We start from the raw sequence: 23,761 nt of genomic DNA on the forward strand, positions 1-23,761 counted from the left end.
CCCGGACGACAGGCGGCCATAAAACAAAAAAGCCGCCTCGAAGTTTCGGGCGGCTCACTCGTCGTCTTTGAACACGATTGGTCGAGGCCGCCTTAGCGAACCCACCACCAAACTGCAATGTTCAAGGACTTGATCATGGAAAAAATTGTTAGCCTGAGATCAGCCATTGCGCAAGAGGCGAATGCGGGAATGAAAAAGGGCGGCCCGAAAGCCGCCCATCCCCAGCCCTGAAAGCGTGATCGCGATCAGAAGGTCTTGGTCAGCGAGACCTTGAAGGTGCGGCCGGGCTCGGAATACCAATCGCGCGGCTGCGACGCCGTCGAGATCAGGTTGACATCGCGCACGGCGAGCGCGTTGAAATATTCCTGGTCGAAGATGTTGTAGACGCCTGCCTGCACGCGCAGGCCCGGCACCTGGTCCGGCGTCCACCAACCGGTCAGGTCGACGATCGCGTAGCCGGGCGCATCGAAGGTCGTGTCGGCGGTGTTGGTGACGGGCGTATTGAGATGGTCGGTGAGCATGCCGGCCGAAAGCGTCGAGGAAAGGTCGAAGCCGAAAGTCTCGTTGCTCCAACCGCCGCCGACGATCGCCTTGAATGGCGCCACCGAGCGCAGGCGCTGAGTGGTTTCTTCATTCCTGCCATAGGCATAGGCAAGTGCGGCATGCAGGTTGATGCCGTTGTTGAACGTCTTGTCGGCGCTCGCTTCGATACCGGAGATCGTCACACTGCTGACGTTGGTATAGTTGAACTCCGTGATGCCAGTGGTCGCGTTGACGCTCGTCACCGTTTCGATGAAGTTGTGATACCGGTTGTGGAAGACCGCCAGACGGCCGTTGAAATCACCCGTGTCGAAATTGGCGCCCATCTCGACCCCATAGCCAGTTTCTGGCTTCAGATCAGGGTTGCCGAGCTGGGCATAGTTGCCGCCCGCATTGTAGAAGCGGCTGTAGAGCTCATCGACAGTCGGTGCGCGGAAGGCCGACGACAGCTGGGTGTAGAGCTGCACATCGGGTGTCAGTTCGTTGGTGGCGAGCACCTTCGGCGAAACGTGCTGATCGCTGCGGTCGGACAGCGTGCCGAACTTGGCAAGCGCCGGATTGCTGGCGAACCCGCCGCTCGTCGACGGATCATAGCTGAACCAGTCGAAACGAATGCCCGGCGTCAACGCAAAATTCGTATCGCCGAACTCGATCTTGTCTTCGATCGACAGGCCGATCGTCTTGCTCTCGACGTCGGGCACTTCCGACTGGTTGTTGAGCGAAGGGCATGTCGTCGGCGTCGGGCATAGCGCGGAGCTGTACTGGGTCCAGTCCGACGTCGTCGCTTCGAGCGTTGCCTTCACCGAATGGCGGACGTTCGAATATTCGAAATCCTTGGTGACGGTGCCGTTGAAGCCCCAGGTCTTGTTTTCGATCTCGTTGTTGCGTCCATAGGCGACATTGGCCGCTGTGCGGCCGTTCGTGCCCGATTCCTTCTTCAGGTCCTGCCAATAGAGTACCGCGCGGGCGGAGGTGAAGAAAGCGTCAGACGATGTGGCTTCATAATCGTAATCGAGGGAAACGCGGTCGCGGTCGTTCAGCTCACGGGCATCATAATTGTCGATCATATAGGTGCGCCCGGTCCCCTGCAGATCTCTTTTGTCGGTCTGGAGATCGCGACGGAACCGTTCGGCCGTCAGGCCGAGGCGGTGGCCGCCCTCGAATTCCTGGCGGAGCTTGAAGAGCAGATTGTGTTGGTCGAAATCGGCAGGATCTGCCTCGGTGCGAAAACGACCGTAAACGTCGTTGTTGCCCATATTCTCCCGCTCATGCCCCTTGCGGTAGCCGCCCTGGAAAAGGATCGACGTGTTACCGATCTTCTTGGCAGCGGCGGCCGATCCGGAAATGCTGCGGTCTTCGCTGTCATAGGTCGACTTGACGATCGCACCCCAGTCGCGGCCTTCCGGAATAAGATCCTCCGGCTCCAGCGTGTTGACGACGATGGCGCCGCCGAGCATGCCCGAGCCGCCCCGGCTCGAATCCGCGCCGCGTACGATATCGAGCGACGATAGCGAATTGAAATCGAAGGTGTCGCCGCCGCCGTTGGCGTTGGCCGGCGCGAAGGCCCCCTGGCGTGAACTGTTCGAGAGATAGGGGATCGGAATGCCATCGACGATGGTCAGGATGCGCGGGCCGGAGAGGCCGCGCAGATTGATGCCGGCATCGCCACGTGAGGCGTTAATGCCCGGATCGACGCTGCGCCCGAGGTCCTCGATATTGGTGACCTGCTTCTCATCGAGCTTCTTGTCGGTAATCTCGGTCGAAACCGGCGTGTCGGCGACGCTGCCCGGCGCCGCGCGTTTGCCCTTGACGACGATCTTCTGCAGGACGGTGCTGTCCTCCGCCGTGGCTTGCGGCGTGGCTGCCGTAGCGCTTTGCGCGAAAGACTGCGAAACAGGAAGAACAACTGTGGCTGCCGTGCAGACCAATAGAACCGAACGCCAATGCCGGACGATCATAACCTACCCCTTAATGATGATTACCGGGCTGGCTGGTCGTGGCGCGTCGAACGCTCGAGGGGCTGGCTGGGCTTTTGCGGATGAAGACGATGCAAAATTCCGCCTTCTTTTTGCCGCATAAAAAACATGAGGACTATTGTCAACATAAAGCGGCGACTTATGTTGAATAAAAATATCAAGTTTTAATGATCTCTCCGGACGTTGCGAAATTGCAACGAAATCCGCCCGCTTGCGTTATCCCTAGCTATCGACACCAGGGAATCGGATGCGTTGAGAAAACTTGCGATACTGGCGATCCTTCTCGCCGCAACCGCCGTTCTTGCCGGTGCCCGCCTGCCCGTTCACGGTCCTCTGCCACAGCAAAGGCCGGATATCGAGGGCACGTCCGCACCCACCCCCGATTCAAATGCCGAAGGCATGCAACCGCCGCCGGCCGCAGAAATGCCCACTCCTGAACCGAAGCCCGACATTCAAAAACCAGAGACGCAAAAACCAGAGATATCGGCACCGAACGAACCGGCGGCACCGAAAACCGAACCCGCCAAACCGATGCAGGGACCGCCACTTCCCCCTGGGAAGGAAAACCCGCAGGCTCCGACTGAGGAGAACAAGCCTCCCCCCGCACAAACACTTGAGGAACAGCATCTGACGATCGAGCCCGAAAGCGATGCCGAGCACACCGAGTGCACGGCTGCGCTTCAGGCCTTGGGCGTCGTCTTCAAGGACACGCCGCGCATCGACGACGGCAATGGCTGCGGCATCGACAAGCCGATCATCGTCTCCGAAGCCCTGCCCGGCATCAAGCTGAAGCCGGAGGCGACGATCCGTTGCCCGGCAGCGCTTGCCCTTGCCCGCTGGATGAAGGACAGCGTCATTCCGGCGGCTTCCGCCGCCCTGCCGGAGCAGGGCCGCATCACCACCGTCAACCAGGCAACGTCCTATATGTGCCGCCTGCGCAACGGCGCCGGAACCGGCAAGATCTCCGAACATGCCCGCGGCAACGCCATCGACATTGCGAGCTTCCATTTCGAAAAGGGTGAGGATGTCGCCGTCCGCTCCCGCCGCGAGGATCCAACGCTCATCGGCGCCTTCCAGCGCACCGTCAGCGCCGCCGGCTGCCTCTATTTCACCACCGTCCTCGACCCTGAAAGCGACGCCGCCCATGAGACGCACTTCCATCTCGACGTGATTGAGAGGAAGGGTGGTTATCGCTACTGTCATTAGTCATCTCAGTAGCTTGCGATTCCCGCTTGAATCGAGCCGCGAAATAGCCAAATCGAAGCTGCAATGTGTAGAGGAGGTCAGCAGCAAATGAAGATCATTGGGAACGTGATCCTGGTGCTCCTGGTTGTCGCGATCGGATTCATTTTTACTGGCGAGTTGCATTGGCTCTTTGCCATCGGAATGTTGTTCATCGGCACGCTGCAAAGCCTTTTCATCTGGCTGTTCATCGATCCAGACTTTGAAAAGCGTCGGCAGCGCCATCTGGTCGAGCGCTTTGGTAAGCCGTCATCGGATCAGAACAAACCTTCGATATAACCCTGATCGTTCAGGAAAATCCGCTCCGCCGACGGTGATTTCGGCAGGCCGGGCATCGTCATGATCTCGCCAGTGATGGCGACGACGAAGCCCGCTCCCGCCGAAAGCCGCACCTCTCGCACCGTGACGATGTGGCCTTCCGGCGCGCCGCGCAGGTTCGGATCGGTGGAGAAGGAATATTGCGTCTTCGCCATGCAGATCGGCAGATTGCCGTAGCCCTGCTCCTCCCACGTCTGCAACTGGTCGCGCACCGCCTTGTCGGCCGTCACCTCGCCGGCATGATAAATCTTCGAGGCGACGATCTCGATCTTCTCGAACAGCGAAAGGTCGTCGCCGTAAAGCGGCTGGAATTTCGCCTGCCCGGATTCGGCCAGTTCCACCACCTTGTGCGCCAGGTCCTCGATGCCGGCCGAACCCAGCGCCCAGTGGCGGCAGAGGATCGCCTCGGCGCCGAGTCTCGAGACAAATTCCTTGACCGCCGCGATCTCGGCGTCGGTATCCGAAACGAAATGGTTGATCGCGACGACGACGGGCACACCGAAACGGCGCACATTGGCGACGTGCCGGCCGAGATTGGCGCAGCCCTTTTTCAGCGCCGCGACATCCTCCGTGCCGAGATCTTCCTTCTTCACCCCGCCATTCATCTTCAGCGCCCGGACAGTCGCGACAATCACCGCCGCATCCGGCTTCAGCCCGGCCTTGCGGCACTTGATGTCAAAGAATTTTTCCGCTCCGAGATCGGCGCCGAAGCCCGCTTCTGTCACCACATAGTCGCCAAGCTTCAGCGCCGTCTTGGTCGCCGTCACCGAGTTGCAGCCATGGGCGATGTTGGCGAAGGGGCCGCCATGCACGAAGGCCGGATTGTTCTCCAGCGTCTGCACCAGGTTCGGCTGCATCGCATCTTTCAAAAGCACCGCCATGGCGCCGTCGGCCTTCAGGTCGCGCGCATGCACCGGTGTCCGGTCGAAACGATAGCCGATGATGATGTCGCCGAGCCGCCGCTCCAGATCCTTGAGATCGGTGGCAAGGCAGAGGATCGCCATCACTTCGGAGGCGACGGTGATGTCGAACCCACCCTGGCGCGGGAAGCCGTTGGCGACGCCGCCAAGCGAGGAGACCATGCTTCTAAGCGCCCGGTCGTTCATGTCCATGACCCTCCGCCAGGTGATCCGGCGGATGTCGATATTCTCTTCGTTGCCCCAGTAGATGTGGTTGTCGACCATCGCAGCCAGCAGATTGTGCGCAGATGTGATCGCATGGAAATCGCCGGTGAAATGCAGGTTGATGTCTTCCATCGGCACGACCTGCGCATAACCGCCGCCCGCCGCCCCGCCCTTGACGCCGAAGCACGGACCGAGCGAGGCCTCGCGGATGCAGACAACGGCTTTCTTGCCGATCCGGTTCAGCCCATCGCCGAGCCCGACCGTGGTCGTCGTCTTGCCCTCGCCCGCCGGCGTCGGATTGATCGCAGTGACGAGGATCAGCTTGCCATCCTTCTTGCCCGCTTGCGCGGCGATGAACTCGGCGCTGACCTTCGCCTTGTCGTGACCATAGGGAACGAGCTGCTCGACCGGAATGCCGAGTTTCGCCCCGATTTCGAAGATCGGCTTTTTGGCCGCGGCGCGCGCGATTTCGATATCGGATTTGATTGATGGCATGGATGTTCCCCCGTCCGACACCCGCGGGCGCGGAGCCGTTGTTTTTCTCTTCATCGAGATAGCGAAATATCGGCGGGGTGTGAATAGTGCTGCGCCTTGCGGTCGACACGCTTACAGCGCCGCGCGTCTTTTCAGACGCGCAAAGGACGCTGTAACACTTTCAATCCTCGCATCGACCCGAAAATCGGTTTCGATTTTCGGGTCGATGCGCTAGGCGTTTATGTGGCGGTCAGCGATTGCGGTTTAACAGGCTGAAAACATGAAATCACTGGAACTCATCATCGAGCGCATCATCCTGTCGAGCCGCTGGATCCTCGTCGTCTTCTATATCGGCCTGGTAGCGGCGCTCGCCGTCTATGCCGTTTCCTTCGCCTACAAGTTCCTGAAGATCGCCTCCGGCGTCTTCGAACTCGATGAGGCGGAGATGATCCTTGCCATGCTCGGCTTGATCGACGCAGCCCTCGTCGCCAGCCTGATCGTCATGGTGATGATCTCGGGCTACGAGAATTTCGTCAGCCGCTTCGACGAGGCCAGCGAGGCCGACAACGAAGTGTCCTTCCTCGGCAAGCTCGATTCAGGCAGCCTGAAGATCAAGGTCGCCTCCTCGATCGTCGCCATCTCCTCCATCCATCTGCTTCAGGTCTTCCTCAATGCGGACAAATATGCGGACGGCAAGATCATGTGGCTGACCCTCATGCACCTCGCCTTCGTCGCCTCCGCTGTCATGCTCGGCTTCCTGGAGAAGCTGATGAGCGTGACCTCGAAGAATGATCTTAAAGACAAAGGCTAACGGCGGGCACGAGGACACCTTCAGACGGTGAACGAGCAGTCGCCCAAGACAACAGCGACGAGATCGTCATGACGTGCCTCCGCAGTCCGATATCAATTTGCCAAGGCCGCAGCGGGAACGATCTCGGCCTTCCGCTTTCCGGGACATCGGAGACTCTCCTTCGCGTCCGGTCCACAGACATGCAAGCCGGGCTGCTGGTAGACCGGTCCACCGCCTTGCGCCGGTGACGGAGAGACCCGAGTTCTCCCCCGAACTTTCCAAAGTGATTCTCTCCCTGCCCGGCTGCGCGACCACTCCTATCCCGCCATTAAGGAGGTCAAAGATACCGCCACGCTATGTTTGCAAGTCGAAACTCAACCGAAGCGCGATCCCCTGTGGCTAATTCTTCACAATTTGAATGAATCGGCTTGTCTCAGGTTAATCGGGCTAGCATCCCGCGGATTTTCTGTATTTGATAGCGGTAACATTGAGGCTGCCGGGGGCGTACAAATGTCTTACATGACTACCTCTGAAAGACAGTCATTGCTTTCGGCAGAGCTTGCGGCCGCTCGAACACGCAGCCTGTTTGCGCAGGCGCTCGGCAGGGTCTCTACAGCCTTCGGATTGTCGCATGCGACGCTGATGCACGCTCCCTCCCCCGAAGACCTTCTCTTGAAACCCCTGCTGATCGAGAGCTCGCTTCCGGCCACCTATATCAGGGATTTCGACCGCGCCCACATGATGCGCGGCTGCCCTTTCGGCCTAAGGCTGAGGCAATCCGCTGTGCCGCTGTCCTGGCACCTCAACGACGCAGTCAATGGTCAGGCCTTTCCCACCGAACTGCGCGCCCTGATGCTGCGCCATGCCATACCGGCAGGCGTTGCCATGCCGAGCATTGCAGCCGACGGCCAGCGCCTGGTCTTTTGGTTCTGCGGCGAGCGCGCCGCACTCGGCCAGAGCGAGATCAACGAGCTGGTAATGATCATTCTCCATGCACTCGATGCATACAATGCAGTCAAGCGCAACGAGGAATGCGCGCATAACGCGCTATCGAACCGAGAACTAGAAGTTGTGCGCTGGACGGCCCAGGGCAAGACCTCGATCGAAATCGGCCAGATCCTGACGCTCTCGGACCATACGGTGAACGCCTATATGACGAACGCGATCAAGAAACTCGATTGCGTCAACCGCACCCAGTTGGTAGCTAAGGCAATTCGATTGAAGCTGATCAACTGAGGAATCGGAAGAGAGTCGGCACGTCGTCCCGTGATCTGGGGGAATCGTGCCTCTTCACTTCGAACAGCCCGTCATTAACAAGACAGAGCAATCCCGCGCTCACATCGGCATCACCGATGCGGAAGTTGTCCAGATGCTTGCTGCCTATCGTCTTTTCGGCTTCTGGCGCATCGATATCGAGACAGGACATTTCTTTGCAAGCGAGGACGTCCACGCGATCTTCGACCTCCCCTACAGCGACGGCCCTATAAACCTGACAGAGCTAATGTCGCGTATCCACGAGGAGGACCGCAGCCTGATCGCCCAAACTTTCGAAGAGGCGAGCCTTCACGGCGTCGGCTTCCATTTCGTCTATCGCGTCGACAATCGGCTTGGCGGCCACAAGCTGGCGCGCAGCGTCGGCCGCTTCCGCGACGATGAAAGCGGCGGCGGCATCGTCGGCATCACCTATGAATTCGTCGAGAAACTGCGCGTCGTCGGCTTCGAGGACGACACGATACCCCGCTGACTCCGGATCTTTTAGCGATCGAGCACCGACCGGATCTCGACGAGGTTTGAGCGCACCCTCAGAATATAAAAGCCCATCGTGGCGAGATGGCTCGGCATGATCCAGCCATCCTCGCGCCCGTTCGAGATGATCGCCGGCTGGATGCGGAGCGCCGCCTGGAACTGCCGCATGGTCCCGCCCCAGATCGTTCCGAGATTGCGTTCCGCCACCACCTGCGAGAAATCCGCCTGGGCGGCAGCCATGATCGCGTAGTAGCCATAGAGCTGGCCATAGGCGAACCAGAACCGGTCGTCGGCGCGTGTATCGAACCAGCCGCGATTGTGGTTTTCCGAACGCTCGGCGAGCATGTCGGAGGTGCCGCCGAGATCGTTGGCAATGCGGTCGATAAACTGCATCAGGTTGTCGGCGCGGCCGTCGAAAATGACATTGCAGAGGGCGAGATCGGTGTTGAACTTGCGCAGGCTGCCGATCGCCGAGCGGTAATAGGAAGGCGTCGGCGTCTTCGGCCCGAAGGGATTGAGCCCGAAATACCAGCTGTTTTCGTCAAACTGCAGATTGCCGCGCGCGCTCTGCAGGTCATTGTTGATGCCCGATGTGCCGCGCACGCGTCCGAGCGTATCGACAAGCTCCGCCGAAGTCCGCCGGACCGCCTGGTTGACGCCGCGCTGGAACGACGCCTTGTTGTCGAGGAAGGGCGTGTGATCCCAGTCGATGCCGAAGAAGCCCATCTTGTAGAGCAGCATGGAGGAGATCCATGCGTTCTGGTTGACATTGAAATCGGTCAGATCGGCCGCGACGTCGACGATCGCCGAGCGCTGGCAGGTCTTCGGCGCCGTCGCGGCCGCGCCGTCGGCCGCTGGCACGTCCTGCCCGGCTGCGACCTTGCGTTCGGAAAGCCGGTACTGGTCGACGAAGGCGGGGTTGAAATTCGTCCAGACCTGCGTCTGCCAGAAGAAATAACCGTAGAGCGCGACCAGCAGCGCCACGAACGCGATGACCGGCAGCCGGATCATCCAGCTCCGGCGCTGATACCAGCCGTGCGCGGCAAGAAAGGGCCAGAAAGCCCAGGCGGAAAACAGGCGGGCCCAGCGGCCGATCGTCTGGCCGATCAGCCTGAAAAAACCGGCTATCCGGTCAAGCATCGTCGTCTCCTGTCAGGCGAGGCGAACATCGGGACATTGCCGCCATGCTGCATCCCACATATGCGCTCGATGGGCCGAGCACAACACGAGCCCTTCGATTTTTCGGAATGAAAGCATTGCGCAAGAGGCGTATTGCCGCGCCCTGCTGGTCAGGAGCGGAGGAAAGGCAGGCGGAAGCGCAAGGACCTGCGCGCCGTATCGATCAGTGGCGCTCCCGATATTTCCGGCGGCGGTTCGGCATAGGTCGGGAACCTTCTCGTGAATTCGAGATCGGCGCGGCTCTTGCGCCGCTCCAGATCCTGGGCGACCAGCATGCCCTTCTCGAACAGCCTGATCGGCGTGGCGATATCGGGAAAGAGTTCCGGTTTGATCCTCACCTTCATGCCCGGCCTGTCGGTATCGACCTGCGCCTGGTAGATGATCAGTCGCTCCTCGACGTCTATCAACAGCTTACGCAGCAGCACGTTGCAGGCGGCGATCCGGCCGTTCAGCGAATCGACAAAGGCCTGGAACAGGCCGATGAAGCGCTCGCGCCGCTGGCTGTCGTCTCGCATCTCGTGCTCTTCGGCAGAAATTCGCTCGGCCTCCGCCTTCAGCGCCCGCCGTTCCGCCTCCATCTGCTCCCAATGAGCCCTGTTGCCATAGACGCCGATACGGCCCTGCGTCGTCAGCGCCTTGGCATTAAGCTCCTTCATCTTGAGGCGGGCGATATCGATGGAATCGACCAGCCGGCGCCGCTGCTCGACAATGTCGACAAGGTTGCGTTCGGCTGCCCTGTGCCGTTCGGTGAGCGAGGCGCGCTGGCCGGCGATCAGCCTGGCAAGCGCGTCCGATTTCGTCAAAAGGTCGAGCAGCCGCTCGATCACCGGCGCCTCGCGCACACGTTCGGTATACATGCGCCACATCCGCTGACGCGACACCCAGCCGGCCATCTTCTCACGCAGCGTCAGCCCCCGGAAACTATCGAGATCGGCAGAAACCTCGGCCGTCAGCCGGTCAAGAGAAAAGACCAGCTCCGCCAGCTGGGCGTCGAGCGCCGCAGCATCGGCGATATGGGCCTGGAAGCGGGCATTCTGTTCAAGGAAGACCTCGTCGGCCGACCGCGTTTCCTCGCCGCTGAAGGCGCCGATCGCCGCCACGCAATAGGTTCCCTCGGCCGCAGTCCTCTCGGCAAGGCTGCCTGCAGCTTCGTACTGGCTGTCGAATGGCGGGGGTTTGCGCACCTGATCTCTCCAGGGAATCTCCTGCTCAAGCTAGCCGCTTGCGGCGCTAAAGAAAACAGGCGGCGTCGCCGGCTTCAGACCGGCTCGGCGATCCAGGCTCCGTTCATAGCGTCGTCCCAATGCCTGCGACAGAGCGAGACATATTTCTCGTTGCCGCCGACATCGATCTGGGCGCCTTCGTGCAGTACTTTTCCTTCCGCGCCGAGCCGCACAACCATCGTCGCCTTGCGCCCGCAATGGCAGATCGTGCGCACCTCGCGCATTTCGTCGGCGATCGCCAGCAGCTCCTGCGAGGCCGGAAACAGCTTGCCCTGGAAATCGGTTCTCAGCCCGTAGACCATGACAGGGATACCAAGCCTGTCGACGATGCGGGCAAGCTGCCAGACATGGACAGGCGTCATGAAATGCGCCTCGTCGACGAAGATGCAGGAGATCGGCGCGCCTTCGTCGCTCAGCGCCGCGACGAGCCGGAACAGATCCTCATGCGGCTCGAAGGGAATGGCGCTCGCCTCCAAGCCGATCCGCGAGCCGATGACGCCGCGGCCGGCGCGCTCGTCGAAGGCGGCGATCAGCTGCACCGTGCGCATGCCGCGCTCCTGGTAATTGTAGGAGGCCTGCAGCAGCATCGTCGACTTGCCGGCGTTCATCGTCGAGTAGTTGAAATAGAGTTTTGCCATCCGATTTCTCCTTAATCGGCTTATTGAAAGCTCGGAATGGCAAAGAAAAGCCCTGAGAGAACGATAATCACAGGAATCCGGCTCGAAAACCGCCGAAAGCCCTGAAAACGAGGCGCTCGGAAAAAATCCGCCGACGTCGCAATCGCATAGGTCGATACGACGCAAACGCACTGAGGTCGCTTGTCAAACTCGGTTATTGATGGTTGGCTTGGGAACTTAAAGACTGGGAGTCTAAAATGAAAATAACAAGCACGTTCAAATTCGTTACCGCAACTGCCGTCGCCGCCCTCTCCGTTGCGACCGCCGCCTTCGCCGCAGATCCAGACAGCTGTTCTACGGTTCATTTCTCGGACGTCGGCTGGACGGATATCACCGCCACCACCGCCACCGCATCCGTCGTCCTGAAGAGCATCGGCTATCAGACCGACATCAAGGTTCTCTCGGTGCCGGTCACCTACACCTCGCTGAAGAACAAGGACATCGACATCTTCCTCGGCAACTGGATGCCGACACAGGAAAAGGACGTCCGGCCCTATCTCGACGACAAGTCGGTCGAATCCTTCGGCCCCAACCTCGTCGGCGCTAAGTATACGCTCGCCACCAACGCCAAGGGCGCCGAGCTCGGCATCAAGGACTTCAAGGACATCGCCGCTCATAAGGACGATCTCGACGGCAAGATCTATGGCATCGAGCCTGGCAATGACGGCAACCGCCTCGTCATGGACATGATCGAAAAGAACACCTTTGGCCTGAAGGATTTGGAAGTCGTCGAGTCCTCTGAGCAGGGTATGCTCGCTCAGGTCGCGCGCGCCGACAAATCAGGCAAGCCCGTTGTCTTCCTCGGCTGGGAACCCCATCCGATGAACACCAACTTCAAGCTGACCTACCTCACCGGCGGTGACGATATCTTCGGTCCGGATTTCGGCGGCGCCAAGGTCTTCACCAATGTCCGCGCCGGTTATCTCGACGAATGCCCGAATGTCGGCGCGATGCTGAAGAACCTGACGTTCTCCCTCGACATGGAGAACCACATCATGGGCAAAATCCTGAACGACGGCAAAGAGCCGGAGGCTGCAGCGTCCGAATGGCTGAAGGCGAACCCCGCAGCACTCGAGCCCTGGCTTAAGGGCGTCAAGACCCGCGACGGCAAGGGCGACGCTCTCGCGGCTGCCAAGACCGGCCTCGGCCTCTGACGATACGAACGGGGCGGCTCGCCGCCCCGTTTCATTTTTGTCCGATTGTTGTTTTTCTGGATGGGCGCGCCCTTGAATTGGATCACCGAATTTAAGATTCCCGTTGGCCCCTGGGCCAAATCCTTCGTGGACTGGCTGACCTCGAACGGCGAATGGTTCTTCAACCAGATCGCCTTCCTGCTGTCGAGCGCCATAGACGGCCTGCTCTTCGTGCTGCAGAAGCCTCATCCGCTGATCGTCATCGCGGCCATCACCGCCATCGCCTTTTGGCTGCGCCGCTCGATCGCGGTCGCCGTTTTCACCTGTCTCGGGCTGCTGCTCATCGTGAACCAGGACTATTGGAAGGAAACGACGGAGACGCTCGCCCTCGTGCTCGCCGCCACCTTTGTCTGTATGGTGATCGGCATTCCGCTCGGCATTGCCGCCGCCCGCCGCCCTTGGGTCTATGCGGCCATGCGCCCGGTACTCGATCTCATGCAGACCATACCGACGTTCGTTTACCTGATCCCTGCGCTCATCCTGTTCGGCCTCGGCATGGTGCCGGGCCTGATCGCGACCGTCATCTTCGCAATCCCCGCCCCGATCCGGCTGACGCGCCTTGGCATCATCTCGACGCCGCCGTCCCTCGTTGAAGCCGCCGTCGCTTTCGGCGCGACGCCGATACAGGTGCTGCGCAAGATCGAGCTTCCCTTCGCCACGCCGCAGATCATGGCGGGTCTCACCCAGACCATCATGCTGTCGCTGTCGATGGTCGTCATCGCCGCCCTTGTCGGCGCTCCCGGGCTTGGCGTGCCCGTCGTCCGCGCGCTGAACACCGTCAATATCGCCAAGGGCTTCGAAGCGGGCTTCTGTATCGTCATCCTGGCAATCATTCTCGACCGGATGTTCCGCACGGCGGGTGAAGGAGGCGGTGCATGACCGCAGTAAGCTTTAACAATGTCAGCATCATCTTCGGCGATCGGCCGGAAACCGCGCTTGCCATGGTCGATCAGGGCAAATCGCGCGACGAAATCGGCGCAGCGACCGGCTTGGTGCTCGGCGTTGCCGATGCCTCACTGACGATCGAGGAAGGCGAGATCCTGGTGCTGATGGGCCTTTCCGGCTCCGGCAAGTCGACGCTGCTGCGCGCCGTCAACGGGCTCGCTCCCGTGGTGCGTGGTGATGTCGCCGTCTCCACGACCACCGGCCCCGTCAACCCCTACAGTTGCAATGCCAAGGCGCTGCGGGATCTGCGCACGCACACTGTCTCCATGGTGTTCCAGCAGTTCGCGCTCCTGCCCTGGCGCACGGTCGCCGAGAATGTCGGCTTCGGCCTCGAGCTCGCCGGCATGCCGGAGGCTGAGCGCAAGCTCCGCGTCGGCGAGCAGCTTGAACTCGTCAACCTGACGAAATGGGCAGGCCGCAAGGTCAACGAGCTTTCCGGCGGCATGCAGCAGCGTGTCGGCCTTGCCCGCGCCTTTGCCACCGGCGCCCCGATCCTGCTCATGGACGAGCCTTTCTCGGCGCTTGACCCATTGATCCGCACCCGCCTGCAGGACGAACTCCTGGAGTTCCAGCGGCGGCTGAAGAAGACCATTCTTTTCGTCAGCCACGATCTCGACGAGGCCTTCCGCATCGGCAATCGCATCGCCATTATGGAGAGTGGCCGCATCATTCAGTGCGGAACGCCGCACGACATCGTCAAGAACCCCGCAGACCAGTATGTCGCCGATTTCGTGCAGAACCTCAATCCGATCAACATGCTGACGGCGGCCGATGTCATGCAGTCAGGCCTCGGCCAGACTGCCGCCGGCATGAGCGTCAGCGCCACGGCCCGCGCCGCGACCCCGCTCATCGATATCCTCGATGCCCTTGCCCGCCAGCCGGGCAGTATCGGCATCGTCGAGAACGGCGCGATCGTCGGCACCATCTCGGCTCAGGATATCGTTGCCGGCCTTACCCGCCATCGCCGCAAGCAGGAAGCTTGATGTTTTCCATCCGCTTTGTCACAAAGCGGATATGAAAGATCCGGCCTCACCCTTACGCGAAACCGACGACGATGCCCGCAAGCTCGCCCGCGTGCTTCTGCGCTCCGCCCGGCACGCGGCGATTGCCGTTCTCGCGCCCGAGAACGGCTTCCCCTTTGTCAGCCGCGTGCTCGTCGCCACCGATATCGACGGCATCCCCGTCATCCTGGTTTCGCAGCTGTCAGCTCATACCAGGGCGCTCGCCAGAGACCCGCGCGCCTCGCTCCTGACCGGCGAGCCCGGCAAGGGCGATCCCCTCGCCTATCCCCGTTTGACGACCCAATGCCTAGCAGAACCCGTCGAGCACAGCAGTGCATTCTACGCGCGTATCCGCACGCGTTTTCTCGCTCGCCACCCCAAGGCGAAGCTTTATATCGACTTTCCTGATTTCCTGTTCTTCCGTCTCAAGCCTGAGCAGGCCAGCCTCAATGGCGGTTTTGGCCGCGCCTACCAACTCGATGGGAACGATCTCATAATCCAATCGGCCGCGAATGAGGCGATCGCCGTCGGGGCGGCAGAAGCAGTGCGAGATTTAGTAGAACGCCACCCCGATGTGGCGGAAAGCCTCGCTATTAGGCTAAAGGCGCCGGAATCGGGGTCTTGGCACATTTGTGGTATCGATTCCTCAGGTTTTGACATGATTTCCGGTGATTTTCTGCTGCGATACGAGTTCGAAACCCTCGCTGTGGATGCCGATCACATTTGTTCAAACATATCTAAAATAGCATACTCGATACCTTAAATTTAGGTATATACAATCTTCGAGCCCAGTTGCTAGTTTTTGGTGTCAGTCAAAATCCCGGCTGGCGGCCTGCGCCAACACACTTGATGTACGTTTCGCATTAGGAAGATAACATATGGAAACCTCTGATTTGGCCGATCACACGAACGTGGCGGCAGCTTTATTGTCGGCCATGGCAAACCCGAAGAGATTGCTGATCCTGTGTAGCCTCGTGAAGGGCGAAGTAGCCGTCGGCGTGCTTGCGACGCAGGTCGGGCTCAGCCAGTCGGCTCTCTCTCAGCACCTCTCGAAACTGCGCGCTCAAAAGCTGGTCAAGACCCGCCGGGACGCACAAACCATCTATTATTCGAGCACCTCCGAGCCGGTCATGAAGATCCTGGCAACGCTCGAAGACATCTACCTCGTGCAGAACCGGAACAGATCCGCCGCTTAATGATAGCGCTGACATGAATGTCGGCCGATGCCGTGCTGCAAGGGAATGTTCCCGGAGGCCTGGCAACGATATTTCAGCACGTGAACCTTATGGCACGACCGGCAAATTTGCGATTTGCCGGTCGTGCCTTTGAGTGCCCTGGTCTTTCTGCTCCTTTCGCCGGCGGCGAAGGAATTGCAGCCTCATCGCGCTGAAGCGCTCGCCCCGTGATCGATCGAAGCAGCTTCAGCCCCCTGTCAGGAGGAGCTTTCGGGACTTTTCCCGTTGACGCCTTGGGAAGCCCTGATAATTTGACCGGGCAGTAAAAATATGGGCGTGAAGCCCCGGGAAAGGGCCGTCAGCGGCCAGGAGAACAGCATGTCCAATCGCCTCAACGCACCGAACGATCTTCGCGCCTTCTGGATGCCGTTTACGGCAAATCGCCAGTTCAAGAAGGAGCCGCGTTTGTTCGTCGGCGCCAAGGACATGTACTATACGACCCATGACGGCCGTCAGGTGCTGGACGGCACGGCTGGCCTCTGGTGCGTCAATGCCGGCCACTGCCGCCCGAAGATCACCGAGGCGATCCGCGAGCAGGCCGGCGAGCTCGATTACGCGCCGGCCTTCCAGCTCGGCCATCCCAAGGCCTTCGAACTGGCCAACCGCCTGGTCGACATCGCCCCGGAAGGCCTGAACCACGTTCTCTACACCAATTCCGGTTCCGAATCCGTCGAGACGGCGCTCAAGGTGGCGCTCGCCTATCACCGCGTGAAGGGCAATGGATCACGCTTCCGCCTGATCGGCCGCGAGCGCGGCTATCACGGCGTCAATTTCGGCGGCATCTCCGTCGGCGGCATCGTCACCAACCGTAAGATGTTCGGCACGCTTCTGACCGGCGTCGATCACATGCCGCACACCCACCAGCCCGGCAAAAACAACTTCACCCGCGGCGAGCCCGAGCATGGCGGCGACATCGCTACCGAGCTCGAGCGTATCGTCACCTTGCATGACGCCTCCACCGTCGCCGCCGTCATCGTCGAGCCGGTGGCGGGTTCCACCGGCGTCTTGATCCCGCCGAAGGGCTACCTGCAGAAGCTGCGCGAGATCTGCACCAAGCACGGCATTCTCCTGATCTTCGACGAAGTCATCACCGGCTTCGGCCGCCTCGGTGCCCCCTTCGCCGCGCAATATTACGACGTCAAGCCTGACATGATCACCGCCGCCAAGGGCCTGACCAACGGCGTCATCCCGATGGGCGCCGTCTTCGTTACCTCCGAGATCCATGATGCCTTCATGAACGGCCCGGAACATATGATCGAGTTCTTCCACGGCTACACCTATTCCGGCAACCCGATCGCCTCCGCCGCCGCACTCGCCACGCTCGACACCTACAAGGAGGAGGGCCTGCTGACACGCGCCGCCGAGCTTTCCGACTACTGGGCCGACGCGCTGCATTCGCTGAAGGACTGCCCCAATGTCATCGACATCAGGAACACCGGCCTGATCGGCGCGATCGAACTCGACCCGATCGCCGGCGAGCCCACCAAGCGCGCCTTCACCGCTTTCCTGAAAGCCTATGAAAGCGGCCTGCTGATCCGCACCACCGGCGATATCATCGCACTCTCCCCGCCGCTGATCATCGAGAAGCACCATATCGACGAGCTCTTCGGCAAGCTGCGGACAATCCTGCAGAACAACGTCTGAGAAAGCTCTGAAACTTCCGGCAACAGGGCCTGCGGCGGACCTCCTGCATTCCTTAAATCGGAATCGATTTAAGGATAAAATTATGCGGCAGTTGAAAGTGTTACAGCGTCCTTTACGCGTCGGAAAAGACGCGCGGCGCTGTAAGCCCACGCAGGCCCTTTTGTTGTGAAGCCAGATAGGTTTCAGCTCACCGCGGCGACGGAAAGGCAGAGGGCGAATTTTTTCAGGAGCCGCCGATCGAAATGCCCTTCGCTGCCAAGCATCCATTTCAGGGCGTGGTTCGCGCTCCATGGCGCCTTGTACGGTCGTACGGAGGTCACAGCCTCATAGACGTCGCAAATCGCAGCAAGACGCGCATGGAAGCTCACCTGCGCCTCGGAAAGCCTGCGGGGATAGCCCTTGCCGTCGATACGCTCATGATGGTTGAGACAAACATCGAGAACGATCTCCGGCATGCCTTCCTGGCGCGACAGGATCGCGTGCCCTTTTTCGGGATGGTCGCGGATCATCTTCATCTCGTCTTCGTCCAGCCGCCCTTCCTTGTTGAGTATCTCAAGCGGAATTTCAAGCTTGCCGACGTCGTGCAGCAATCCTGCTGTGCCGAGCAACTGCACCGTAGCCTCGTCAAGTCCGAGATGGCGGCTGAAAAGGATCATCAGCGCACTCACCGAAATGGAATGCAGGAACGTTGCCTCGTCCTTGGATTTCAGACGCGTAACGCTCAGAAAGACAGTGGGATTGTCATCCATCGACTTGGAGACCGAGGAAATCACCGGCGCCACCTGATCGACGCTGATGCCATCGCCATGCTGGAGCCGGCTGAAAACGCTTTCCAGCACCTGCACGGATTTCTGGATAGTCTCGCGTGCCGCCTTGGTGTCGATCTCGTGATTGCCGCCTGGCAGGCCGTCGATGTCGAGGCCTCTGCTGGTGTTGATGACAACACCTTCAATGCCGCTCTTGCGAAGCTTCAGGGCATCGACTTCACGGCGCAGCAGAAATCTTCGCTTGGACAGAAGAGGGTCATGCCATGCACCCTCGATCGCCTCCACAAACATTCCGTTGCGCACCTGTCTGGCTTCGATACGCTTCAGCATCCAGATCTCAGTTCCTGAAATATCTCTCTGTTTATGATCGACCGTTCTTTTGCATCGCAGCAATATATGCGGGAACAATGATTCTACTCTAATTGGTAGAATCAAGTGTTAATCGCAAAACAGAATTCGAATATTCGGAAAGACCAAGAGAGCTTCCTCGAAATTCAGGAGGTTCATCGGCGCACCGCGATTGTGCGGGGTACCGCCACCCTCCAGAAAATCAGCAGACGGCGCCAGAATCGACGATTTTGGGACGATTTCGTGCCGGATCGAGCCGATTTTCGTTCCATTTTGTTATCAACTTGCGGAATCTCACCAAAATTCCTAGAAATCTTGCCGTTGCACCCGTTCGAGCCAAATATGGCCGGAGGGCGCATTGATCGCGCCGATATCGATCGTCCTTGGCACGGCTCCTGGGCCGTTGAACGATCCGGAAAAGCCGGCGCGACGCTTCATCGCGGGTCGCATGACCCCATCCAAGGAGACAGACAATGACCCTCAAGACATTGACGGCGACCCTCGTCGCGTCACTCGCCTTTGCGCCGCTTGCCCATGCCGATATCACCATCGGCCTGATCGCGCCGTTGACAGGCCCCGTCGCTGCCTATGGCGACCAGGTGAAGAACGGCGCTCAGACCGCCGTCGACGAGATCAACAAGAAGGGCGGGATTCTCGGCGAGAAGGTTGTTCTCGGACTGGCTGACGATGCCGGCGAACCGAAGCAGGGCGTTTCCGCCGCCAACAAGGTCGTCGGCGACGGCATCCGCTTCGTCGTCGGCCCAGTAACCTCGGGCGTCGCCATTCCAGTTTCGGACGTGCTTGCTGAAAACGGCGTGCTGATGGTCACCCCGACCGCGACGGCTCCTGACCTGACCAAGCGTGGTCTCACCAACGTGCTGCGCACCTGCGGCCGCGACGACCAGCAGGCCGAAGTCGCCGCCAAATATGTGCTGAAGAATTTCAAGGACAAGCGCGTCGCCATCGTCAACGACAAGGGCGCCTACGGCAAGGGCCTCGCCGATGCCTTCAAGGCGACGCTGAATGCCGGCGGCATCACCGAAGTCGTCAATGACGCGATCACGCCTGGCGATAAGGATTTCAGCGCGCTCACCACCCGCATCAAGTCCGAAAAGGTCGACGTGGTCTATTTCGGCGGCTACCACCCGGAAGGCGGCTTGCTCGCCCGCCAGTTGCATGACCTCGCCGCCAACGCGACGATCATCGGCGGCGACGGCCTCTCCAACACCGAATTCTGGGCAATCGGCACGGATGCGGCAGGAGGCACGATCTTCACCAACGCTTCGGACGCCACCAAGAGCCCGGATTCCAAGGCCGCAGCCGACGCGCTCGCCGCCAAGAACATCCCGGCCGAAGCCTTCACGCTGAACGCCTATGCCGCCGTCGAAGTGCTGAAAGCCGGCATCGAGAAGGCCGGCAGTGCCGAGGATGCGGAAGCCGTCGCGGCCGCGCTGAAGGGCGGCGAAGAAATCCCGACCGCCATCGGCAAGGTCACCTACGGCGAGACCGGCGACCTGACCTCGCAGAGCTTCTCGCTCTACAAGTGGGAAGCCGGCAAGATCGTCGCCGCCGAATAAACCATCGCTGACCGTCGACGACCGGGCGCCCCTACGGCGCCCGGTTTCATTTTGCGGCACTCGCTTGTGGCGGCAGATCGGTTATAAGTTTCGGAATCGGTTGTAATGTGAGCAATGCCATGACCACCAAGCTCGAACGTCTCATCGACCAGGGCGTCGGCCGCGTGCCGGCCGATATCGTGCTGAAGGGCGGCCGCTTCTTCGATCTGGTCACCGGCGAACTCGTCCTGTCGGACATTGCGATCGGTGCCGATCGCATCGTCGGCATCTCAGGTAGCTACGAAGGTGAAACCGAGATCGATATATCGGGCAGGATCGTCGTCCCCGGCTTCATCGACACCCATCTGCATATCGAATCTTCGCTCGTCACACCGCATGAATTCGACCGCTGCGTTCTGCCCTATGGCGTCACCACCGCCATCTGCGATCCGCACGAGATCGCCAATGTGCTCGGAACCGCCGGCATCGAATTCTTTCTCGAATCCGCGCTGGAGACGATCATGGACATCCGCGTCCAGCTCTCCTCCTGCGTTCCGGCGACGCATCTCGAAACCTCCGGCGCCGATCTGCCGATCGAGCGCCTCCTGCCCTTCCGCCACCATCCGAAGGTGATCGGACTTGCCGAATTCATGAATTTCCCCGGCGTCATCCACAAGGATCCCGTCTGCCTGGCCAAGCTCGACGCCTTCCAGGGCGGCCACATCGACGGCCACGCGCCGCTGCTCTCAGGCAACGACCTCAACGGTTACCTCTCGGCCGGCATCCGCACCGAGCACGAATGCACGACCGCCGGCGAAGCCTTGGAAAAGATCCGCAAGGGCATGCACATCCTCGTGCGCGAGGGTTCGGTATCCAAGGATCTCGCCGCGCTGATACCCATTATCACCGAGCGGCTGTCGCCCTATCTGGCGCTCTGCACCGACGATCGCAATCCGCTCGATATCGCCGAACAGGGCCATCTCGATCATATGATCCGCACGGCGATCGCGAGCGGCGTCGAGCCCCTGGCGATCTACCGCGCCGCCTCGATTTCGGCCGCCCGCGCCTTCGGCCTCAGGGACCGCGGCCTGGTCGCGCCGGGCTGGCGCGCCGATCTGGTGGTTCTCGACAGCCTGGAAAACTGCCGCGCCGACATGGTCTTTTCGGCTGGCCGCCACGTCACCGATGCACTCTTTTCCTCGCGCAGACCGGTTGCCCCGATCGGCCTCGACAGCGTCAAGGCCAGACCCGTCAATGCCGCCCATTTCGGCGTGCCGGTCGCCGAAGGCGAAACGCCCGTCATCGGCGTACTGCCGGGCAAGATCATCACCGAGCATCGCCGCTATCGCCTGCCCGTCAGGGGCAACGAGACGACGGTCGATCTTGCGAACGATATCATCAAGGTCGCCGTCATCGAGCGCCACGGCAAGAACGGCAACCACGCCAACGGCTTCGTCCAGGGTTTTGGCCTGAAGAAGGGTGCGATCGCCTCGACCGTCGGCCATGACAGCCACAATATCTGCGTCGTCGGCGTCAGCGAGGACGACATGGCCTGCGCCGCAAACCGCCTCGGCGAGATCAAGGGCGGCTTCGTCGTCGTCGAAGACGGCAAGGTCACCGGCGAAATCGCCCTGCCCATCGCCGGTCTTATGAGCCTAGAGCCCTATGAGACGGTTCGCGACATCCTCCATCATCTGCGCAAGGCCGCCTTCGCGCTCGGCGCCACGCTGGAAGAACCCTTCCTCCAACTCGCTTTCCTGCCGCTGCCAGTCATCCCGCACCTGAAGATATCCGACCGCGGCATGGTGGATGTGGACAAGTTCGCGCTGATTGGGTGATGCAATTCCAGGGCTGACTCCGCAGTGGAGTAACCTTTGACCATCGCCTTCAGAGACACAGCAGCACGAACATCAAACCCGCGCGCAAAACCCGTCCAGCGCCGCAAGCTTCACCAGCCCCGCGCCAGCCACCGCCTTGAAGCCCGGCATCTCGAGCGGTTCCCCGAGCACCATGCCATCGGGCAGGCGGAATTCCGCCGGTTTGCGCGTCAGGTTGAAAACGAAGAGCAGTTTTTCTCCGTTCTTTTCGCGCGTGAAGGCGAGCAGATCCTGATTGGTGCCCATGAAGGTCATGTCGCCGTCGATCAGCGCCGGGTAGCTCTTCCGGAATGCGAGCGTCCTGCGGTAGTGATGCAGCACCGAGTTGTCGCCCGCCTCCTGCGTATCCACGGAAAGCGCTGCCTGCTCGTAAGGCACCGGCAGCCAGCTCCTTTCCGCCGAGGTGAAGCCCGCATGCGCCTTGCCGGCTTCCCAGGGCATCGGCGTGCGGCATCCATCGCGGCCCTTGAAGGCCGGCCAGAAGCGGATGCCGTAGGGGTCGCGCAGATCCTCGAAGGCGAGTTCCGCTTCGGGCAGGCCGAGTTCCTCGCCTTGATAGAGGCAGATCGAGCCACGCAGCGCTGCAAGCACCGAGATCGCAAGCTTGGCGATGACAGGCCGCTCTTCCTCCGTCCGCGCAAAACGGCTGACGTGGCGCATGACGTCGTGGTTGGAAAAAGCCCAGCAGACCCAGCCGTCCGTGACTGCCTTCTGGAAGGCCTCGACGCAGCCGCGAATATGCTCGGCGGTGAAATCCGGCCCGAGCAGATCGAATGTGTAACACATGTGCAGCTTGTCGCCGCCACTCGTATAGGCGCCAACCGTCTTCAGCGAACGCGCCCCATCGCCGACTTCGCCGACGGTCGTGCGATCTTCGTACTGATCGAGCAGCGCCCGGAAGCGCTTGAGGAAATCGACATTTTCTGGCTGCGTCTTGTCGTAGAGGTGGTTCTGCATGCCGTAGGGATTGCTGTCGGGCGCATCGAGGCCGGCGTCATCCTCATCCGGCTCGTGCGGCGGATTGCTCCTGAGTAGCTTGTCGCAGAAATAATAATTGACCGTATCCAGGCGGAAACCGTCGACGCCGCGGTCGAGCCAGAACTTCACCGTCTCGAGGACCGCATCCTGCACGGCTTTGCTATGGAAGTTGAGGTCCGGCTGCGAGGTCAGGAAATTGTGCTGGTAATATTGCCGGCGTACGCCGTCCCATTCCCAGCCCGGCCCGCCGAAGATCGACAGCCAGTTGTTCGGCGCCGTGCCGTCAGGCTTCGGATCGGCCCAGACATACCAGTCCGCCTTCGGATTGGTCCGGCTCGACCGGCTCTCGACGAACCAGGGGTGCCGGTCGGAGGTGTGCGAGATCACCTGATCGATGACCACCTTGATGCCGAGCCTGTGCGCTTCGGCCATCATCTCGTCGAAATCGGCAAGCGTGCCGAAGATCGGATCGACGTCGCAATAATCGGAAACGTCATAGCCCATGTCGGCCATCGGCGACTTGAAGAAGGGCGAGAGCCAAATCGCGTCGACGCCGAGGCTGGCGATATGCGGCAGCCGGCGGGTGATTCCCCTGAGATCGCCGAGACCATCGCTGTTGGTGTCCTGAAACGAGCGCGGATAGACCTGATAGATCACCGCGCCGCGCCACCAGTCCGCACTCCCGCCTGCCTGCAATGCCATCGGCTACATCTCCTGCCTCGTTTGCGCTCGCCACACTAAAGCGGACGAAACAAAAGACAACCATGTGAAGCCTTTATGAAGGCCCTGCAAAGGCCGCGACGCGTCGTCGCGATCTGACAAGGGGGAGACGTATATAGACTTGTCCACAACCCGTTTCTACCCTCCGGATTTGGGGTTGCAACGCAAAGCCTTTGCGATAAGGTGCGCGCTGACCTGCACGTAAGAG

Annotated in this window: 20 protein-coding genes; 13 read left to right on the forward strand and 7 right to left on the reverse strand. The window is 60.6% G+C overall.

Annotation, left to right across the window (positions count from 1 at the left end; translation table 11 throughout):
* Positions 1 to 245 precede the first annotated feature (245 nt).
* Positions 246 to 2,498: a TonB-dependent hemoglobin/transferrin/lactoferrin family receptor gene (locus J3P73_RS18165; RefSeq protein ID WP_130692387.1), complete on the reverse strand. Its 2,253-nt coding sequence runs from the start codon at positions 2,496 to 2,498 to the stop codon at positions 246 to 248.
* 270 nt (positions 2,499 to 2,768) lie between these two features.
* Between J3P73_RS18165 and J3P73_RS18170 the strand changes: the two genes are divergently transcribed.
* Both J3P73_RS18170 and J3P73_RS18175 read left to right on the forward strand, forming a co-directional pair.
* On the forward strand, positions 2,769 to 3,722 hold the full coding sequence (locus J3P73_RS18170; protein ID WP_130692389.1) for an extensin family protein: 954 nt from the start codon (positions 2,769 to 2,771) through the stop codon (positions 3,720 to 3,722).
* An 87-nt stretch (positions 3,723 to 3,809) separates the two neighbouring features.
* The gene (locus tag J3P73_RS18175; protein ID WP_130664939.1) at positions 3,810 to 4,037 is read left to right on the forward strand and encodes a hypothetical protein; all 228 of its coding nucleotides are present in this window, start codon (positions 3,810 to 3,812) and stop codon (positions 4,035 to 4,037) included.
* On the opposite strand, the gene J3P73_RS18180 is transcribed toward J3P73_RS18175, so the two are convergent.
* The gene (locus J3P73_RS18180; protein WP_130692391.1) at positions 4,016 to 5,695 is read right to left on the reverse strand and encodes a formate--tetrahydrofolate ligase; all 1,680 of its coding nucleotides are present in this window, start codon (positions 5,693 to 5,695) and stop codon (positions 4,016 to 4,018) included. The genes J3P73_RS18175 and J3P73_RS18180 overlap by 22 nt on opposite strands.
* A 259-nt stretch (positions 5,696 to 5,954) precedes the next feature.
* Here J3P73_RS18180 and J3P73_RS18185 point away from each other — a divergent pair, with 259 nt between their 5' ends.
* The 3 genes from J3P73_RS18185 to J3P73_RS18195 all read left to right on the forward strand — a co-directional run bounded on the left by J3P73_RS18185 (position 5,955) and on the right by J3P73_RS18195 (position 8,208).
* Positions 5,955 to 6,485, forward strand: a complete 531-nt coding sequence (locus J3P73_RS18185; protein ID WP_018073916.1) for a TIGR00645 family protein — start codon at positions 5,955 to 5,957, stop codon at positions 6,483 to 6,485.
* Positions 6,486 to 6,974: 489 nt separating this feature from the next.
* Entirely contained in the window at positions 6,975 to 7,700 is a 726-nt protein-coding gene (locus J3P73_RS18190) for a helix-turn-helix transcriptional regulator (protein ID WP_020397639.1), read from the forward strand.
* Between the two features lie 46 nt (positions 7,701 to 7,746).
* Positions 7,747 to 8,208, forward strand: a complete 462-nt coding sequence (locus J3P73_RS18195) for a PAS domain-containing protein (RefSeq protein ID WP_130692393.1) — start codon at positions 7,747 to 7,749, stop codon at positions 8,206 to 8,208.
* Positions 8,209 to 8,219: 11 nt separating this feature from the next.
* Here the strand turns inward: J3P73_RS18195 and J3P73_RS18200 are convergent, their stop codons facing one another.
* The 3 genes from J3P73_RS18200 to J3P73_RS18210 all read right to left on the reverse strand — a co-directional run bounded on the left by J3P73_RS18200 (position 8,220) and on the right by J3P73_RS18210 (position 11,250).
* Positions 8,220 to 9,350 carry a DUF2333 family protein gene (locus J3P73_RS18200; RefSeq protein WP_018485866.1) on the reverse strand — a complete coding sequence of 377 codons (1,131 nt, stop codon included), beginning with the start codon at positions 9,348 to 9,350 and terminating at the stop codon, positions 8,220 to 8,222.
* A 149-nt stretch (positions 9,351 to 9,499) separates the two neighbouring features.
* Positions 9,500 to 10,573, reverse strand: coding sequence for a hypothetical protein (locus J3P73_RS18205; RefSeq protein ID WP_018073912.1), 1,074 nt, complete (start codon positions 10,571 to 10,573; stop codon positions 9,500 to 9,502).
* 74 nt (positions 10,574 to 10,647) lie between these two features.
* Positions 10,648 to 11,250: a thymidine kinase gene (locus J3P73_RS18210; protein ID WP_018073911.1), complete on the reverse strand. Its 603-nt coding sequence runs from the start codon at positions 11,248 to 11,250 to the stop codon at positions 10,648 to 10,650.
* 236 nt (positions 11,251 to 11,486) lie between these two features.
* Here J3P73_RS18210 and J3P73_RS18215 point away from each other — a divergent pair, with 236 nt between their 5' ends.
* From J3P73_RS18215 to aptA, 6 genes are all read left to right on the forward strand, one after another.
* Positions 11,487 to 12,443 carry a choline ABC transporter substrate-binding protein gene (locus tag J3P73_RS18215; protein WP_018073910.1) on the forward strand — a complete coding sequence of 319 codons (957 nt, stop codon included), beginning with the start codon at positions 11,487 to 11,489 and terminating at the stop codon, positions 12,441 to 12,443.
* A gap of 72 nt (positions 12,444 to 12,515) precedes the next feature.
* On the forward strand, positions 12,516 to 13,361 hold the full coding sequence (choW, locus tag J3P73_RS18220; protein ID WP_024319499.1) for a choline ABC transporter permease subunit: 846 nt from the start codon (positions 12,516 to 12,518) through the stop codon (positions 13,359 to 13,361).
* Entirely contained in the window at positions 13,358 to 14,410 is a 1,053-nt protein-coding gene (gene choV, locus J3P73_RS18225) for a choline ABC transporter ATP-binding protein (protein WP_018073908.1), read from the forward strand. The genes choW and choV overlap by 4 nt, the downstream gene beginning before the upstream one ends.
* Before the next feature lie 31 nt (positions 14,411 to 14,441).
* Positions 14,442 to 15,191, forward strand: coding sequence for a HugZ family pyridoxamine 5'-phosphate oxidase (locus J3P73_RS18230; protein WP_075224568.1), 750 nt, complete (start codon positions 14,442 to 14,444; stop codon positions 15,189 to 15,191).
* A 115-nt stretch (positions 15,192 to 15,306) separates the two neighbouring features.
* On the forward strand, positions 15,307 to 15,624 hold the full coding sequence (locus J3P73_RS18235; protein WP_003561417.1) for an ArsR/SmtB family transcription factor: 318 nt from the start codon (positions 15,307 to 15,309) through the stop codon (positions 15,622 to 15,624).
* Positions 15,625 to 15,981: 357 nt separating this feature from the next.
* Positions 15,982 to 17,307, forward strand: a complete 1,326-nt coding sequence (gene aptA, locus J3P73_RS18240; protein ID WP_003561419.1) for an omega-aminotransferase AptA — start codon at positions 15,982 to 15,984, stop codon at positions 17,305 to 17,307.
* Positions 17,308 to 17,489: 182 nt separating this feature from the next.
* Here the strand turns inward: aptA and J3P73_RS18245 are convergent, their stop codons facing one another.
* A complete protein-coding gene (locus J3P73_RS18245; RefSeq protein WP_018073905.1) occupies positions 17,490 to 18,404 on the reverse strand; it encodes an HD-GYP domain-containing protein in 915 nt (304 codons plus the stop codon).
* A gap of 491 nt (positions 18,405 to 18,895) precedes the next feature.
* Here J3P73_RS18245 and J3P73_RS18250 point away from each other — a divergent pair, with 491 nt between their 5' ends.
* Both J3P73_RS18250 and ade read left to right on the forward strand, forming a co-directional pair.
* The gene (locus J3P73_RS18250; RefSeq protein WP_130692395.1) at positions 18,896 to 19,999 is read left to right on the forward strand and encodes a branched-chain amino acid ABC transporter substrate-binding protein; all 1,104 of its coding nucleotides are present in this window, start codon (positions 18,896 to 18,898) and stop codon (positions 19,997 to 19,999) included.
* Between the two features lie 119 nt (positions 20,000 to 20,118).
* Positions 20,119 to 21,816, forward strand: a complete 1,698-nt coding sequence (gene ade / locus J3P73_RS18255; RefSeq protein ID WP_130692397.1) for an adenine deaminase — start codon at positions 20,119 to 20,121, stop codon at positions 21,814 to 21,816.
* A gap of 72 nt (positions 21,817 to 21,888) precedes the next feature.
* Here the strand turns inward: ade and bglA are convergent, their stop codons facing one another.
* On the reverse strand, positions 21,889 to 23,535 hold the full coding sequence (bglA, locus tag J3P73_RS18260; RefSeq protein WP_130692399.1) for a beta-galactosidase BglA: 1,647 nt from the start codon (positions 23,533 to 23,535) through the stop codon (positions 21,889 to 21,891).
* Between the last annotated feature and the right edge of the window lie 226 nt (positions 23,536 to 23,761).

Origin of the sequence: Rhizobium ruizarguesonis, from assembly GCF_017357285.1 — a bacterium.
GTDB classification, from domain to species: Bacteria; Pseudomonadota; Alphaproteobacteria; order Rhizobiales; family Rhizobiaceae; genus Rhizobium; species Rhizobium ruizarguesonis.

Excerpts from the sequence above, each read along its gene's own strand:
- J3P73_RS18165 (WP_130692387.1), bottom strand. The coding sequence starts at position 2,498 with ATGATCGTCCGGCATTGGCGTTCGGTTCTATTGGTCTGCACGGCAGCC.
- J3P73_RS18175 (WP_130664939.1), top strand. The coding sequence starts at position 3,810 with ATGAAGATCATTGGGAACGTGATCCTGGTGCTCCTGGTTGTCGCGATC.
- J3P73_RS18180 (WP_130692391.1), bottom strand. The coding sequence starts at position 5,695 with ATGCCATCAATCAAATCCGATATCGAAATCGCGCGCGCCGCGGCCAAA.
- J3P73_RS18185 (WP_018073916.1), top strand. The coding sequence starts at position 5,955 with ATGAAATCACTGGAACTCATCATCGAGCGCATCATCCTGTCGAGCCGC.
- J3P73_RS18190 (WP_020397639.1), top strand. The coding sequence starts at position 6,975 with ATGTCTTACATGACTACCTCTGAAAGACAGTCATTGCTTTCGGCAGAG.
- J3P73_RS18200 (WP_018485866.1), bottom strand. The coding sequence starts at position 9,350 with ATGCTTGACCGGATAGCCGGTTTTTTCAGGCTGATCGGCCAGACGATC.
- J3P73_RS18210 (WP_018073911.1), bottom strand. The coding sequence starts at position 11,250 with ATGGCAAAACTCTATTTCAACTACTCGACGATGAACGCCGGCAAGTCG.
- J3P73_RS18215 (WP_018073910.1), top strand. The coding sequence starts at position 11,487 with ATGAAAATAACAAGCACGTTCAAATTCGTTACCGCAACTGCCGTCGCC.
- choV (WP_018073908.1), top strand. The coding sequence starts at position 13,358 with ATGACCGCAGTAAGCTTTAACAATGTCAGCATCATCTTCGGCGATCGG.
- J3P73_RS18230 (WP_075224568.1), top strand. The coding sequence starts at position 14,442 with ATGAAAGATCCGGCCTCACCCTTACGCGAAACCGACGACGATGCCCGC.
- J3P73_RS18235 (WP_003561417.1), top strand. The coding sequence starts at position 15,307 with ATGGAAACCTCTGATTTGGCCGATCACACGAACGTGGCGGCAGCTTTA.
- aptA (WP_003561419.1), top strand. The coding sequence starts at position 15,982 with ATGTCCAATCGCCTCAACGCACCGAACGATCTTCGCGCCTTCTGGATG.
- J3P73_RS18245 (WP_018073905.1), bottom strand. The coding sequence starts at position 18,404 with ATGCTGAAGCGTATCGAAGCCAGACAGGTGCGCAACGGAATGTTTGTG.
- J3P73_RS18250 (WP_130692395.1), top strand. The coding sequence starts at position 18,896 with ATGACCCTCAAGACATTGACGGCGACCCTCGTCGCGTCACTCGCCTTT.
- ade (WP_130692397.1), top strand. The coding sequence starts at position 20,119 with ATGACCACCAAGCTCGAACGTCTCATCGACCAGGGCGTCGGCCGCGTG.
- bglA (WP_130692399.1), bottom strand. The coding sequence starts at position 23,535 with ATGGCATTGCAGGCAGGCGGGAGTGCGGACTGGTGGCGCGGCGCGGTG.